At 59.2% G+C, this 14005-nt stretch carries 16 protein-coding genes and 1 pseudogene; 13 read left to right on the forward strand and 4 right to left on the reverse strand.

What is annotated here, in order from left to right; all coding sequences use genetic code 11:
* Positions 1–13: 13 nt before the first annotated feature.
* Positions 14–688 (reverse strand): RadC family protein, encoded by a 675-nt coding sequence (gene radC, locus ACYZTZ_RS27325; protein WP_462000221.1) that lies wholly within the window; start codon positions 686–688, stop codon positions 14–16.
* Between the two features lie 136 nt (positions 689–824).
* Here radC and coaBC point away from each other — a divergent pair, with 136 nt between their 5' ends.
* The 7 genes and pseudogenes from coaBC (at position 825) to ACYZTZ_RS27360 (ending at position 6443) form a co-directional block, all read left to right on the forward strand.
* Positions 825–2033, forward strand: coding sequence for a bifunctional phosphopantothenoylcysteine decarboxylase/phosphopantothenate--cysteine ligase CoaBC (coaBC, locus tag ACYZTZ_RS27330; protein WP_008150165.1), 1209 nt, complete (start codon positions 825–827; stop codon positions 2031–2033).
* 5 nt (positions 2034–2038) lie between these two features.
* On the forward strand, positions 2039–2494 hold the full coding sequence (dut, locus tag ACYZTZ_RS27335; RefSeq protein ID WP_046045046.1) for a dUTP diphosphatase: 456 nt from the start codon (positions 2039–2041) through the stop codon (positions 2492–2494).
* 278 nt (positions 2495–2772) lie between these two features.
* Positions 2773–4149: pseudogene (locus tag ACYZTZ_RS27340) on the forward strand (phosphomannomutase/phosphoglucomutase); the annotation flags it as partial.
* Positions 4150–4174: 25 nt separating this feature from the next.
* Positions 4175–5080 (forward strand): acetylglutamate kinase, encoded by a 906-nt coding sequence (gene argB / locus ACYZTZ_RS27345; protein ID WP_008007602.1) that lies wholly within the window; start codon positions 4175–4177, stop codon positions 5078–5080.
* A 190-nt stretch (positions 5081–5270) separates the two neighbouring features.
* Positions 5271–5483, forward strand: coding sequence for a hypothetical protein (locus ACYZTZ_RS27350; RefSeq protein ID WP_080932508.1), 213 nt, complete (start codon positions 5271–5273; stop codon positions 5481–5483).
* Between the two features lie 17 nt (positions 5484–5500).
* Positions 5501–6073: a hypothetical protein gene (locus tag ACYZTZ_RS27355; protein WP_056738674.1), complete on the forward strand. Its 573-nt coding sequence runs from the start codon at positions 5501–5503 to the stop codon at positions 6071–6073.
* A complete protein-coding gene (locus ACYZTZ_RS27360; protein WP_462000222.1) occupies positions 6060–6443 on the forward strand; it encodes a hypothetical protein in 384 nt (127 codons plus the stop codon). The genes ACYZTZ_RS27355 and ACYZTZ_RS27360 overlap by 14 nt, the downstream gene beginning before the upstream one ends.
* A 73-nt stretch (positions 6444–6516) precedes the next feature.
* On the opposite strand, the gene pyrE is transcribed toward ACYZTZ_RS27360, so the two are convergent.
* The gene (gene pyrE / locus ACYZTZ_RS27365) at positions 6517–7161 is read right to left on the reverse strand and encodes an orotate phosphoribosyltransferase (RefSeq protein ID WP_134420917.1); all 645 of its coding nucleotides are present in this window, start codon (positions 7159–7161) and stop codon (positions 6517–6519) included.
* 82 nt (positions 7162–7243) lie between these two features.
* Here pyrE and ACYZTZ_RS27370 point away from each other — a divergent pair, with 82 nt between their 5' ends.
* Entirely contained in the window at positions 7244–8023 is a 780-nt protein-coding gene (locus ACYZTZ_RS27370) for an exodeoxyribonuclease III (protein ID WP_007934608.1), read from the forward strand.
* A gap of 61 nt (positions 8024–8084) precedes the next feature.
* On the opposite strand, the gene ACYZTZ_RS27375 is transcribed toward ACYZTZ_RS27370, so the two are convergent.
* Both ACYZTZ_RS27375 and rph read right to left on the reverse strand, forming a co-directional pair.
* On the reverse strand, positions 8085–8453 hold the full coding sequence (locus ACYZTZ_RS27375) for a DUF4870 domain-containing protein (protein WP_429511573.1): 369 nt from the start codon (positions 8451–8453) through the stop codon (positions 8085–8087).
* Positions 8454–8482: 29 nt separating this feature from the next.
* Complete coding sequence (gene rph, locus ACYZTZ_RS27380; RefSeq protein WP_046045041.1) at positions 8483–9205, reverse strand: ribonuclease PH; 723 nt, start codon at positions 9203–9205, stop codon at positions 8483–8485.
* 269 nt (positions 9206–9474) lie between these two features.
* Between rph and ACYZTZ_RS27385 the strand changes: the two genes are divergently transcribed.
* From ACYZTZ_RS27385 to ACYZTZ_RS27405, 5 genes are all read left to right on the forward strand, one after another.
* Entirely contained in the window at positions 9475–10338 is an 864-nt protein-coding gene (locus tag ACYZTZ_RS27385; RefSeq protein WP_462000223.1) for a YicC/YloC family endoribonuclease, read from the forward strand.
* A gap of 12 nt (positions 10339–10350) precedes the next feature.
* Complete coding sequence (gene gmk, locus ACYZTZ_RS27390) at positions 10351–10971, forward strand: guanylate kinase (RefSeq protein ID WP_033059345.1); 621 nt, start codon at positions 10351–10353, stop codon at positions 10969–10971.
* Positions 10972–11138: 167 nt separating this feature from the next.
* Complete coding sequence (gene rpoZ / locus ACYZTZ_RS27395) at positions 11139–11402, forward strand: DNA-directed RNA polymerase subunit omega (RefSeq protein ID WP_007894670.1); 264 nt, start codon at positions 11139–11141, stop codon at positions 11400–11402.
* Positions 11403–11458: 56 nt separating this feature from the next.
* On the forward strand, positions 11459–13564 hold the full coding sequence (gene spoT, locus ACYZTZ_RS27400) for a bifunctional GTP diphosphokinase/guanosine-3',5'-bis pyrophosphate 3'-pyrophosphohydrolase (protein ID WP_008150141.1): 2106 nt from the start codon (positions 11459–11461) through the stop codon (positions 13562–13564).
* Between the two features lie 24 nt (positions 13565–13588).
* Positions 13589–13969, forward strand: coding sequence for a RidA family protein (locus ACYZTZ_RS27405; RefSeq protein WP_003229509.1), 381 nt, complete (start codon positions 13589–13591; stop codon positions 13967–13969).
* Positions 13970–14005: the final 36 nt, after the last annotated feature.

A 14005-nucleotide genomic window follows, 5' to 3' on the forward strand; every position in this document is an offset into this window, starting at 1 on the left:
GGCCAGCCAAGGCTTACATCCACCCGTACTCAGCCATGGACAGCGGATCGCCGTCACCGATGATGAAATGGTCGAGTACCCGCACATCGATCAGGTCCAGCGCCTCCTGCAGGCGCTTGGTCAGCATTCGGTCGGCTTGACTGGGGTTGGTATTACCCGACGGATGGTTATGGCAGAGGATCAACGCTGCGGCGTTGTGGGCCAATGCGCGCTTAACCACTTGTCTCGGATAGACACTGGTGCTGTCGATGGAACCGCGAAACAGCACTTCAAAGGTCAGCACTTGATGCCTGGAATCCAAAAACAGACAGCCGAACACCTCGTGAGGCTCATGGCGCAGCATTGACTTCAGGTAATCACGAACCGCCTGCGGATTTTCCAGCGCCGATTTTTGGCGCGCACGTTCGGCCAAATGCCGCCGGCTCATTTCCTGCACCGCTTGCAACTGAGCGAATTTCGCCGGCCCGAGCCCCAACTGCCGGCTGAATGCTGCTTGATCGGCCTCGAGCAGTGAGCGCAGGCTGCCAAACTGACTCAACAGGTGTCGCGCCAGATCTACCGCGCTTTTACCCGACACGCCCGTTCGTAAAAAAATCGCCAGCAGTTCCGCGTCCGAAAGGCTCCTCGAGCCCAACTCAAGCAACCTCTCCCGCGGCCGTTCCGCCGCTGGCCAATCGCGAATACTCATAGCACCTCCCTGGTCTGTGGGCGCCGCTGTTCCGTAGCGGTCGCTGTGATATCGTAGCCCATCTTTTTTGCGGGCGATTTCACTCCTGGGGAGGGGGTATCGCCATGCAGTCATCAACGAAATGAAAGGCAGACCTATGCAGCGGCTGTATCGGAAACGCATCGTTCTGGGCGTCGGCGGCGGCATTGCTGCCTACAAGAGCGCCGACCTGGTTCGCCGACTGATCGACCAGGGCGCCGAAGTGCGCGTGGTCATGACCCGTGGCGGCAGCGAGTTCATCACGCCGTTAACCATGCAGGCCTTATCCGGCCACCCGGTCCACCTCGACCTGCTGGACCCCGCGGCCGAAGCCGCCATGGGCCACATCGAACTGGCCAAATGGGCCGACCTTGTGCTGATCGCTCCCGCCACCGCGGACCTCATTGCCCGCCTGGCCCAAGGCATTGCTGACGACCTGCTGACCACGCTGGTGCTGGCCACCGACGCCGTGGTCGCCGTTGCCCCAGCAATGAACCAGGCCATGTGGCGCGACCCGGCGACCCAGGCCAACCTGCAAACCCTCGAAAGCCGTGGCCTGAAAACCTTTGGCCCAGCCTCCGGCAGCCAGGCCTGTGGCGACGTCGGCATGGGCCGCATGCTCGAAGCCACCGACCTCGCCCAGTGCGCGGCGGACTGCTTCCAGCGTCAGGCGCTGACCGGTAAACACGTGCTGATCACCGCCGGCCCGACCCAGGAAAACATCGACCCGGTGCGCTACATCACCAACCACAGCTCCGGAAAAATGGGCTTTGCCCTGGCCGAAGCCGCGGTGGAAGCCGGCGCCCGCGTAACGCTGATCACCGGACCGGTGCACCTGCCGACCCCGGATCGCGTCACGCGCATCGACGTGGTCAGTGCTCGTGACATGCTTGCCGCCTGCGAAGCCGCGATCCCTTGCGACCTGTTCATCGCCTCGGCAGCGGTCGCGGATTACCGCCCGGAAGTCGTCGCCCCACAGAAACTCAAGAAAGACCCTACGAACGGCGACGGCTTGTTGCTACAGATGGTGCGTAACCCGGACATTCTGGCCACCATTGCCACACGCCCCGACCGTCCGTTCAGTGTCGGGTTCGCCGCCGAAACCGAACACCTGCTCGACTACGCTGCCCGCAAGTTGAAAGACAAGAACCTCGATTTGATCGTCGCCAACGACGTCGCCAACCCGAGTATTGGTTTCAACAGCGAAGAAAACGCCTGCAGCGTGATCGACCGCCAGCTACACGCCACACTTTTCGCCCAGACCAGCAAGAGCAAGATTGCTCGCCAGCTGATCACTTTTATCGCCGAACGTCTGAACCAGGTTTAATTTACATGCACGCTTTGCAAGCCAAGATCCTCGACCCTCGCATCGGTACCGATTTCCCGCTGCCACAGTACGCCACGCCAGGCTCCGCCGGCCTCGACCTGCGTGCCATGCTGGAAAAAGACATCGTGATCAAGCCGGGTGAAACCGTGCTGATTCCTACAGGCCTGTCCGTCTACATTGGCGATCCGGGTTTGGCAGCGCTGATTCTCCCGCGCTCCGGCCTGGGCCATAAGCACGGCATCGTGCTGGGCAACCTGGTCGGCCTGATCGACTCCGATTATCAAGGACCGTTGATGGTGTCGTGCTGGAACCGTGGCCAGACCGAATTCACCATGGTCGTTGGCGAACGTTTGGCCCAGTTGGTGCTGGTACCGGTGGTTCAAGCGCATTTCGAGATGGTCGAAGAGTTCGTTGAAACCCAGCGCGGTACAGGCGGCTTCGGACATTCCGGCAGCCATTGATGACTTTGCGGGAGCAGCCGGTCGACGCTCGATTGCTCGCTCCCACAGCTTTTGCACTGAATTGCACAGACGTCATCTGGAAGGTTTATCACTGAAAATCAACGCATTGGCCGTTCCATTACACGCCGATGTCGGGGTCATGGCCTTTACACACCACGAACTCTCAGTGGAAAACGCCGTCATACCCTTCAGTTTGAGCCGGCCGACGAGTTCTTCGCGGCAGGTCCAGCCACTTTCGAGATGGAGCATTTCTACAGATGAGCACCCCAGCCCAAGTCGCACCCAAGTTCCCCGACAGCATCTTCCGCGCCTACGACATTCGCGGCACCGTCCCGGAGTTCTTGAACGCTGAAACCGCTTATTGGCTCGGTCGCGCCATCGGCTCCCAGAGCCTGGCCCAGGACGAACCCAACGTGTCCGTCGGCCGTGACGGTCGCCTGTCCGGTCCAGAACTGGTCGAACAACTGATCAAAGGCCTCGCCGACAGCGGTTGCCACGTCAGCGACGTCGGCCTGGTGCCAACGCCTGCGCTGTACTACGCCGCCAACGTGCTGGCCGGCAAATCCGGCGTGATGCTCACCGGCAGCCACAACCCGTCGAACTACAACGGCTTCAAGATCGTCATCGCTGGCGACACCTTGGCCAACGAACAGATCCAGGCCCTGCACGAACGCCTCAAGACCAACAACCTGAGCAGCGGCAAGGGCAGCATCACCCAGGTCGAGATCCTCGACCGCTACAACACCGAAATCGTCCAGGACATCAAACTGGCTCGCCGCCTCAAAGTCGTGGTCGACTGCGGTAACGGCGCGGCCGGCGTGATTGCCCCGCAACTGATCGAAGCCCTGAACTGCGAAGTCATCCCGCTGTTCTGCGACGTCGACGGCAACTTCCCGAATCACCACCCGGACCCGGGCAAGCCTGAAAACCTCGTGGACCTGATCGCCAAGGTCAAGGAAACCAACGCTGACCTGGGCCTGGCTTTCGACGGCGACGGCGACCGCGTCGGCGTAGTGACCAACACCGGCAGCATCGTCTACCCGGACCGCCTGCTGATGCTGTTCGCCCGTGACGTGCTGGCGCGCAACGCTGACGCGGAGATCATCTTCGACGTCAAATGCACCCGTCGCCTGACGCCGCTGATCAAGGAATACGGCGGACGTCCGCTAATGTGGAAGACCGGTCACTCGTTGATCAAAAAGAAAATGAAACAAACCGGCGCCTTGTTGGCCGGTGAAATGAGCGGCCACATCTTCTTCAAGGAACGCTGGTTCGGTTTCGACGACGGCATTTACAGCGCCGCTCGTCTGCTGGAGATCCTCAGCAAAGAAAAATCCAACGCGGAAGAGCTGTTTGCGACCTTCCCGAACGATATTTCTACGCCGGAAATCAATATCCATGTGACCGAAGAGAGCAAATTCAGCATCATTGATGCTCTGCACGACGCGAAGTGGGGCGAAGGCGCCGACCTGACCACCATTGACGGCGTGCGAGTCGACTACGCCAAAGGCTGGGGCCTGGTTCGCGCGTCCAACACCACACCGGTGCTGGTGCTGCGCTTCGAGGCCGATGACGAGGCTGAACTGCAGCGCATCAAGGACGTATTCAAAGTCCAGTTGAAGCGTGTTGCACCTGATCTCCAATTACCGTTTTGATTTAACGAAGCACCCGGAGCCCTGAATGACCCTCGAACGCGAAGCCGCCGCCAACACCGCCAAGGTCCTGTCCGAAGCGCTGCCTTACATTCGCCGCTATGTCGGCAAGACGCTGGTGATCAAATACGGCGGCAACGCGATGGAAAGCGAGGAGCTGAAAACCGGCTTCGCCCGCGACATCGTGCTGATGAAAGCCGTCGGCATTAACCCGGTGGTGGTTCACGGCGGCGGCCCGCAAATCGGCGACCTGCTCAAGCGTCTGTCGATCGAGAGCCATTTCATCGATGGCATGCGCGTGACTGACGCGCAAACCATGGACGTGGTGGAAATGGTCCTCGGCGGCCAGGTGAACAAGGACATCGTCAACCTGATCAACCGTCATGGCGGCAGCGCCATCGGCCTGACCGGTAAAGACGCCGAGCTGATTCGTGCGAAGAAACTCACCGTCACGCGCCAGACACCAGAGATGACCCAACCGGAAATCATCGACATCGGCCAGGTGGGCGAAGTGGTCGGGATCAACACCGACTTGCTGAACCTGCTGGTCAAAGGTGACTTCATCCCGGTGATCGCGCCAATCGGTGTCGGCGCCAACGGCGAGTCATACAACATCAACGCCGACCTGGTGGCCGGTAAAGTTGCCGAAGCACTGAAAGCTGAAAAGCTGATGCTGCTGACCAACATCGCCGGCCTGATGGACAAGTCGGGGACGGTCCTGACCGGCCTGACCACTCAACAAGTCGACGACTTGATCGCCGACGGCACCATCTACGGCGGCATGCTGCCGAAGATCCGTTGCGCGCTGGAAGCCGTGCAAGGTGGCGTGGGTAGCTCGTTGATCATCGATGGCCGGGTGCCAAATGCGATTCTTCTGGAAATCTTCACCGACACCGGTGTGGGTACCTTGATCAGCAATCGCAAGCGTCACTGATTCAAGAACATCAAAAGATCGCAGCCTTCAGCAGCACCTGTGGATGTACGAATATTCCGTAGGAGCTGACGAAGTCTGCGATCTTTTTTATGCGCGCAGGAAATGCCTGACCTGATTAAGCGAAACGTCCGACATCCCGCCAGCACAAGTCCGCATAGGATCTTCCCTGTATCCACAGGAGATCTTCCCCATGCAAAAAGACCACGTTCCCTACGGCAGTGATGTTTCAGCAGGCACTTACGAGTGCGCAGACTGCGGGCGCGAATACACCAATCAGTCAAAGACTTCGCTTCCGCCGTGTCCAGACTTCAAACCAAGCACCCACGTACTTAATGGCTGGAATATCCTGACCGGCCAAGGTGACGCCGTGGCAGATCCGTATCCAAACAAGCCTTCCAAGTAATCACGGGGGTCTGAACCATGCAGATCTCGTTCACGATCGACGCCCAGGTATTCGACCTCGAGCAAAGGGAGCCGGTCAAAAAGACCTTGAGGATCTCCGACCACGAAATCGCCCACGCCCTGCAGCGAATCGCCAAGGCGAGCCTGACCGAATACTTGAAAATGCTGGTAGAAGGCGGCATGCCGAGTCGGGCCGATGAAGCGAAACAGGACCGCTTGCTGTATCTGATTCAAAGCTACTTCGGGCAGACATTGCCCACCGAATCCCAAATATCGACGATTTTTCAGCTGACCCAGAGCCAAAGCAAAACCCTGCTGAAAAACACGGTTTCGCGCTTTCGTAATCAGCTGGACGATATTCTGCAGCACAGCATGCGAGCCGTGATCGAGTCTGCGGAACATGCGCAGACGGTGTACTTGGTGGTGATCAGTTCGGACGTCATTCGTGATGAGCTGAACATGCTGATCACACAGAACGAACCGACCTTCAAACCCATCACAAAACGTAAAGGCAGCGCCGGACAGTTCGAGATCAGCGAGGATTCCCACGACTTGCTCTGCGCAACGCTGGGGATCAATGCCGTTCAGTGACATCGTGGCGGTCAGTGGATTGCTGCTGACCTTGACCACCTTCATGTTCAACCTGGCGTGGCCGAGGTTGCATGAAGCACTGGAGCTGGATGAAAGCCAATCTGGCCCGCTCGCCAGAAAACGTAGCCGAAAAAAGCTAACGAACGTTTTGTTCGCCTGCGCCCTCCCCCTGACCAGCGCCTTCCTGGCGCTGTTTTACGTCAACTTGCCTGCCGCCGTGAAAATCATGGGCAGCAGCACGCTGAATCTTTGGGACTTTGACGTGGATCGCACGCTTTACGTGATGGTTGTGTTTGCACTGATGGTGTTTGCGTTGTTCAACCTCGGGGCGGCGCTAAAGCTGATAGGGAAATGGCGCAGGCTTCGCTGACGGCAAAAAAAAGACCCCGCTCAGGCCGACTGAGCGGGGTCTTTTTGGCCTACACAACCCTGTGGGATTATGGTCAGACGCCGAACTGCGCGCGGTAGGCTTCAACCGCCGGCAGGTGTTGCTTGAGCTGCGGATCGTCCGCCAGGAATTCGAGCACCTGGTTCAGCGAAACAATGCTGATCACCGGGATGCCGAAGTCACGCTCCACTTCCTGGATGGCCGACAACTCGCCGTTGCCACGCTCCTGACGGTTCAGGGCGATGAGCACGCCCGCAGCCTTGGCGCCGTCCTGGGAAGCGATGATCTGCATCACCTCGCGGATGGCAGTGCCAGCGGTGATCACGTCGTCGATGATCAGCACGTCGCCGGTCAACGGTGCGCCGACCAGACTGCCGCCTTCGCCGTGAGCCTTGGCTTCCTTGCGGTTGAAGCACCATGGCAGGTCGCGGCCATGATGTTCGGCCAGGGCCACTGCGGTGGTCGCCGCCAAAGGGATGCCTTTGTAGGCCGGGCCGAACAGTACGTCGAACGCAATACCGCTCTCGACGATGGCTGCCGCGTAGAAACGACCCAGCTGCGCAAGGGCCGAACCCGAGTTGAACAGGCCCGCATTGAAGAAGTAAGGACTGGTGCGTCCGGACTTCAGGGTGAACTCGCCGAAGCGCAAAACGCCGCGATCGATGGCAAAACGAATGAAATCGCGCTGATACGCTTGCATGAAAAAAACCCCAAATACCACGGATTTAGCTAATTAGGTTGACGCCGTGTATCATACACGCACGCGATTTTTGGGGCCATTTATGCGGATCATCAGTGTGAACGTCAATGGTATTCAGGCTGCAGTGGAGCGAGGTTTGCTCAGTTGGCTGCAAGCACAGAATGCCGACGTCATCTGCCTGCAGGACACCCGCGCCTCCGCCTTTGAACTGGACGATCCAGCTTTCCAACTGGATGGCTACTTCCTTTATGCCTGCGAAGCCGAAGTTCCCGCCCAAGGTGGCGTGGCTTTGTATTCGCGGCTGCAACCGAAGGCAGTCATCAGCGGTCTCGGCTTCGAGACGGCCGACCGCTACGGGCGCTACCTGCAAGCAGATTTCGACAAGGTCAGCATCGCGACCTTACTGCTCCCTTCGGGGCAGAACGGCGATGAAGACTTGAACCAGAAGTTCAAGCTAATGGACGATTTCGCCCGTTATCTGGATAAACAGCGACGCAAACGTCGCGAGTACATTTACTGTGGCTCGCTGTACGTGGCGCAACAGAAGCTGGATATCAAGAACTGGCGTGACAGCCAGCAATCCCCGGGCTTCCTGGCACCTGAACGTGCCTGGATGGACGAGATTGTCGGCAACATGGGCTATGTCGATGCCCTGCGTGAAGTCAGCCGTGAAGGTGACCAGTACAGCTGGTGGCCGGATAACGAACAGGCTGAAATGCTCAACCTCGGTTGGCGTTTCGACTATCAGTTGCTGACTCCGGGCCTGCGTCGCTTCGTACGCAGCGCACGCTTGCCACGTCAGCCACGGTTCTCGCAACATGCACCGCTGATCGTGGACTACGACTGGACGCTGACCATCTAAGCGTCGTTCCGCACACACAAAAAAGCCGACATCAACTGTCGGCTTTTTTGTGGACAACGATTTATTTGATCAACCGCCAGGTGAATGGATACCGGTAAGGCACCCCTTCATTGGCCTTCACGCCGGCGATGATCGTCAGCACCAGCGCACCGATCGCCAACAGGCCGAACAGGAAGAACCCGACGATCACCACCATCAGCAGCAAGCAGATGGCGGAGGCAATGGCGACGGTGATCTGGAAGTTCAGCGCCTCCTTGCCTTGAGCATCAACAAACGGGTCCATCTCGCGCTTCATCTGCCAGAGAATCAGCGGGCCGATCAGCGTACCGAACGGAACCCAGATCCCCAGCAAGGCGGACAGGTGACAAAACATTGCCCACTGCCGAACCTCTTTGCTCGGGGTGGGAAGTAGCTGTTGCTCGTCACTCATGGCGTCCTCCTTGGTTGGAGCAGATCCGATCAGTCGGCCAGTGCAGCCTTTTGCAGTTCGAAGATTTCGGACATGCCTTTCTTCGCCAACTCAAGCATAGCGTTCAGTTCTTCCGGCTGGAACGGAGCGCCTTCGGCAGTGCCCTGGACTTCGATGAAGCCGCCAGTGCTGGTCATTACTACGTTCAGGTCAGTCTCGGCAGCCGAGTCTTCCAGGTAGTCGAGGTCAAGTACCGGCTCGCCCTGGTACATGCCCACCGATACGGCAGCGATCATTTGCTTCAGCGGGTCGCCGCCTTTCAGGCCGCCGCGCTTCTTGATCACTTTCAAGGCATCGACCAGTGCAACCATGGCGCCGGTGATGGACGCGGTGCGGGTGCCGCCGTCAGCCTGGATCACGTCGCAGTCGACGTAGAGGGTGACGTCGCCCAGCTTGGACATGTCCAGCGAAGCGCGCAGGGAACGACCGATCAGACGCTGGATCTCCAGAGTGCGGCCGCCTTGTTTGCCGCGGCTCGCTTCACGCTGGTTACGCTCGCCAGTGGCGCGCGGCAGCATGCCGTATTCAGCGGTCAACCAGCCTTGGCCCTGACCTTTGAGGAAACGCGGCACGCCGTTTTCGACGCTGACGGTGCAGATGACTTTGGTATCACCGAACTCGACCAGTACAGATCCCTCGGCGTGTTTGGTGTAGTTGCGGGTAATGCGGATCGAGCGGAGCTGATCGGCAGCGCGACCACTTGGACGTTTCATAGGGAATACCTGTACGGGGGACGGAAAACTGCGGAGCATTATAGAGCCGCAGGGCCACGAGTGGGCACTTCTAAAAAATCCCCCGACGACTGAAGGCCCTGCACAGCGCTTTGCCGACGACCTGCAGCCCTTTGTCACACCGTGTGTTTGGGCGCATTCGCCCCACTGCGCTACAATCCTGCGCCTTTGCTGCCTCTGGGCTTAAATTCATATAGATCAGGCCTGCGAAACCTTTGGTAACGCATGAACCTGCATTGCGAGGTACCTCCATGGTGCACAGCATGACCGCCTTTGCCCGCGTCGAAAAAGCCGGCGCCCAAGGCACCCTGAGCTGGGAACTGCGCTCGGTCAACAGCCGCTACCTGGAGCCGCACCTGCGTCTGCCGGAGTCCTTTCGCGACCTCGAAGGCGCGGTCCGCGAAGCACTGCGCCAGGGAATCTCGCGCGGCAAGCTCGAATGCACCCTGCGCTTCACCGAAGAAAATACCGACAAACCACTGCAAGTGGACCGCGAGCGCGCCGCGCAATTGGTCGCCGCCGCCGAGACCATCGCCAGCCTGATTAAAAATCCGGCCGCGCTGAACCCGCTGGAAGTCCTGGCCTGGCCCGGCGTGCTGGTGGGCGACGCGACCGACCCGCAAACCCTGAATGCCGAAGCCCTGGCGCTGTTCAACGAAGGCCTGAAAGAACTCAAGGCCGGCCGCGAGCGCGAAGGCGCGGAGCTGGCGCGGTTGATCAACGATCGCCTGACCTCCATTGAAGAAGACGTGGTGACCCTGCGTGAACTGGTCCCGCAGATGCTTGCCACCCAGCGCCAGAAGGTCCTCGACCGCTTCGCCGACATGAAGGCCGAGATGGACCCGCAGCGGCTGGAGCAGGAAATGGTCATGCTCGCGCAAAAGAGCGACGTCGCCGAAGAACTGGATCGCCTGAGCACTCACATCATCGAAGTTCGCCGGGTGCTCAAATCCGGTGGCGCTGCCGGTCGGCGCCTGGACTTCCTGATGCAAGAGCTCAACCGCGAAGCCAACACACTGGGCTCCAAAGCCTTCGACCCGCGCAGCACCCAGGCGGCGGTCAACCTCAAAGTGTTGATCGAGCAGATGCGCGAACAAGTGCAGAATATTGAGTAAGGCAACCCTGACATGACCCACAGCACCGGCACCCTGTACATCATTTCCGCACCTTCAGGCGCGGGCAAGAGCAGCCTGGTCAAGGCCCTGACCGACGCTGATCAGGAGATCCGCGTCTCCGTCTCCCACACCACCCGCGCCATGCGCCCCGGTGAAGTGAACGGCGTGAACTATCACTTCGTCGAACGCAGCGAGTTCGTGAAGATGATCGAGCATGGGGATTTCCTCGAGCGCGCCGAAGTGTTCGGCAATCTTTATGGCACCTCGCAAAGCCACCTGCAGCAGACCCTGGATGAAGGCCACGACCTGATTCTGGAAATCGACTGGCAAGGCGCCGAACAAGTGCGCAAGTTGATGCCCCAGGCCCGTTCGATCTTCATTCTGCCGCCGTCCCTGCAGGCCTTGCACCAGCGCCTGACCAATCGTGGCCAGGACAGCGACGAGATCATCGATGGCCGGATGCGCGAAGCCGTCAGCGAAATGAGCCACTACGTCGACTACGATTACCTGATCATCAACGACGATTTCGCCCACGCACTGCGCGATTTGCAGGCAATTTTCCGTGCCAATCAGCTGCATCAGAAGCGTCAGCAGCAGCGTAACGGAAAACTTTTGGCCGAATTGCTCGGCTAAACAGCTCTTCCCAAAACTGCTGCAAGGGCTTTACATTGGCACTTGCAGCGCGTTGAAGGGCGTGGTCAAAAAATCAGCGCTTCCCTAATCGCTGGTGATTTTTTAAACTGTTGAGTCCGCTCGCCCAACCGGGCAGCGCGCATATTGCATTCGCTCCGAGGAATACCATGGCCCGCGTAACCGTTGAAGATTGCCTAAACCACGTGGAAAACCGCTTTGAGCTGGTCATGCTGTCTACCAAGCGTGCCCGTCAACTGGCCACCGGCGGCAAAGAGCCACTGGTTCAGTGGGAAAACGACAAGCCTACCGTTGTAGCCTTGCGTGAAATCGCTGAAGGCCTGATGAGCTACGAGTTCATCGCCAACGCTGAAATCGTCGAAGACGAACCGCTGTTCGCAGCGTTCGAGGACGAGTCCAACGAGGCAGTCTAAGCCATGCCTGGTCGACGTAGCACGGCGCGGGGTCACAGCGAACGGCAGGATTCATCATGCCGAGCATAGACGCCCTCGCCGATCGCTTATCGACCTACCTCGGCAAGGACCAGGTCAACCTGGTCCGCCGAGCGTACTTCTACGCCGAACAAGCCCACGACGGCCAACGCCGCCGTAGCGGCGAGGCGTACGTCACGCACCCACTCGCGGTTGCAAATATTCTTGCCGACATGCACATGGACCATCAGAGCCTGATGGCTGCGATGCTGCATGACGTGATCGAAGACACCGGTATTGCCAAGGAAGCGCTGCAAGCGCAATTCGGCGAAACCGTGGCCGAACTGGTCGACGGGGTCAGCAAACTGACCCAGATGAACTTCGAGACCAAAGCCGAAGCCCAGGCCGAAAACTTCCAGAAAATGGCCATGGCCATGGCCCGCGACATTCGCGTGATCCTGGTCAAACTGGCTGACCGCCTGCACAACATGCGGACCCTGGAAGTCCTGTCCGGCGAAAAACGCCGACGGATCGCCAAGGAAACCCTGGAAATCTATGCGCCCATCGCCAACCGGCTGGGCATGCACGCCATCCGCATAGAATTCGAAGACCTCGGCTTCAAGGCGATGCACCCGATGCGTTCCGCACGGATCAACCAGGCGGTCAAACGCGCCCGGGGCAATCGCAAGGAAATCGTCAACAAGATCGAAGAGTCCCTCAGCCACTGCCTGGCCATCGACGAAATCCAGGGCGAAGTCAGCGGCCGCCAGAAACACCTCTACGGCATCTACAAGAAAATGCGCGGCAAGCGTCGGGCCTTCAACGAGATCATGGACGTCTACGCGTTCCGGATCATCGTCGACAAGGTCGATACCTGCTACCGCGTGCTGGGTGCTGTGCATAATTTGTACAAACCGTTGCCGGGGCGCTTCAAGGATTACATCGCGATCCCCAAGGCCAACGGCTACCAGTCGCTGCACACCACGCTGTTCGGCATGCACGGTGTTCCGATCGAGATCCAGATCCGCACCCGTGAAATGGAAGAAATGGCCAACAACGGCATCGCCGCCCATTGGCTCTATAAATCCAGCGGCGACGAGCAGCCAAAAGGCACTCACGCCCGCGCCCGTCAGTGGGTCAAAGGCGTGCTGGAGATGCAGCAACGGGCTGGCAACTCGCTGGAATTCATCGAGAGCGTGAAGATCGACCTGTTCCCGGACGAGGTCTACGTGTTCACGCCCAAAGGCCGGATCATGGAGCTACCGAAAGGCTCCACGGCCGTCGACTTCGCTTACGCGGTGCACACTGACGTGGGCAACAGCTGCATTGCCTGTCGGATCAATCGTCGTCTCGCACCGCTGTCCGAACCGCTGCAAAGCGGCTCCACGGTCGAGATCGTCAGCGCCCCAGGCGCGCGACCGAATCCGGCGTGGCTCAACTTCGTGGTCACCGGCAAGGCGCGGACCCACATCCGCCATGCGCTGAAACTGCAACGCCGCTCCGAATCCATCAGCCTCGGCGAGCGCCTGCTGAATAAAGTCCTCAACGGTTTCGACAGCTCGCTGGAGAAAGTAGCAGCCGAGCGCGTCAAGGCGATGCTCACCGAGTACCGCCTGGAACTGATCGAAGACCTGCTCGAAGACATCGGCCTGGGCAATCGCATGGCTTATGTGGTCGCCCGCCGACTGCTTGGTGAAGGCGAACAGCTGCCGAGCGCGGAAGGCCCGCTGGCGATTCGCGGCACCGAAGGCTTGGTGCTCAGTTACGCCAAGTGCTGCACGCCGATCCCGGGTGACCCGATTGTCGGCCACCTGTCCGCGGGCAAAGGCATGGTCGTGCACCTGGACAATTGCCGCAACATCAGCGAAATCCGCCACAACCCGGAAAAATGCATCCAGCTCTCGTGGGCCAAGGATGTCACCGGCGAATTCAATGTCGAGCTGCGCGTCGAACTGGAACACCAGCGCGGCCTGATCGCTCTGCTGGCCAGCAGCGTCAACGCGGCCGACGGCAATATCGAAAAAATCAGCATGGACGAACGCGATGGTCGCATCAGCGTGGTCCAACTGGTGGTCAGCGTGCACGACCGCGTGCACCTGGCTCGCGTGATCAAGAAACTGCGCGCCCTGACCGGGGTGATTCGCATCACTCGCATGCGTGCGTAAGCCACTCATTACAAGGAGTCATTCATGACCAAAACAGTTATCACCAGCGACAAGGCCCCGGCCGCCATCGGTACTTACTCCCAGGCGATCAAGGCTGGCAACACCGTTTACATGTCGGGCCAGATTCCTCTGGACCCAAAAACCATGGAACTGGTTGAAGGCTTCGAAGCCCAGACCGTCCAGGTGTTCGAGAACCTCAAAGCCGTGGCTGAAGCCGCTGGCGGTTCGTTCAAGGACATCGTCAAACTGAACATCTTCCTCACCGACCTGAGCCACTTCGCCAAGGTCAACGAGATCATGGGCAAGTACTTTGACCAGCCTTACCCTGCCCGCGCCGCTATCGGCGTAGCGGCCCTGCCAAAGGGTTCGCAGGTTGAGATGGATGCCATTCTGGTCATCGAGTAAATGCGTACGGCGCAGCCTTTAAAGGGCTGCGCTGAC

Source organism: Pseudomonas sp. LB3P58 (genome assembly GCF_054897895.1).

Bases quoted from the DNA above. Each gene is read 5' to 3' on its own strand.
- radC (WP_462000221.1), bottom strand. From the start codon at position 688: ATGAGTATTCGCGATTGGCCAGCGGCGGAACGGCCGCGGGAGAGGTTG.
- coaBC (WP_008150165.1), top strand. From the start codon at position 825: ATGCAGCGGCTGTATCGGAAACGCATCGTTCTGGGCGTCGGCGGCGGC.
- dut (WP_046045046.1), top strand. From the start codon at position 2,039: ATGCACGCTTTGCAAGCCAAGATCCTCGACCCTCGCATCGGTACCGAT.
- argB (WP_008007602.1), top strand. From the start codon at position 4,175: ATGACCCTCGAACGCGAAGCCGCCGCCAACACCGCCAAGGTCCTGTCC.
- ACYZTZ_RS27350 (WP_080932508.1), top strand. From the start codon at position 5,271: ATGCAAAAAGACCACGTTCCCTACGGCAGTGATGTTTCAGCAGGCACT.
- ACYZTZ_RS27355 (WP_056738674.1), top strand. From the start codon at position 5,501: ATGCAGATCTCGTTCACGATCGACGCCCAGGTATTCGACCTCGAGCAA.
- ACYZTZ_RS27360 (WP_462000222.1), top strand. From the start codon at position 6,060: ATGCCGTTCAGTGACATCGTGGCGGTCAGTGGATTGCTGCTGACCTTG.
- pyrE (WP_134420917.1), bottom strand. From the start codon at position 7,161: ATGCAAGCGTATCAGCGCGATTTCATTCGTTTTGCCATCGATCGCGGC.
- ACYZTZ_RS27370 (WP_007934608.1), top strand. From the start codon at position 7,244: ATGCGGATCATCAGTGTGAACGTCAATGGTATTCAGGCTGCAGTGGAG.
- ACYZTZ_RS27375 (WP_429511573.1), bottom strand. From the start codon at position 8,453: ATGAGTGACGAGCAACAGCTACTTCCCACCCCGAGCAAAGAGGTTCGG.
- rph (WP_046045041.1), bottom strand. From the start codon at position 9,205: ATGAAACGTCCAAGTGGTCGCGCTGCCGATCAGCTCCGCTCGATCCGC.
- ACYZTZ_RS27385 (WP_462000223.1), top strand. From the start codon at position 9,475: ATGGTGCACAGCATGACCGCCTTTGCCCGCGTCGAAAAAGCCGGCGCC.
- gmk (WP_033059345.1), top strand. From the start codon at position 10,351: ATGACCCACAGCACCGGCACCCTGTACATCATTTCCGCACCTTCAGGC.
- rpoZ (WP_007894670.1), top strand. From the start codon at position 11,139: ATGGCCCGCGTAACCGTTGAAGATTGCCTAAACCACGTGGAAAACCGC.
- spoT (WP_008150141.1), top strand. From the start codon at position 11,459: ATGCCGAGCATAGACGCCCTCGCCGATCGCTTATCGACCTACCTCGGC.
- ACYZTZ_RS27405 (WP_003229509.1), top strand. From the start codon at position 13,589: ATGACCAAAACAGTTATCACCAGCGACAAGGCCCCGGCCGCCATCGGT.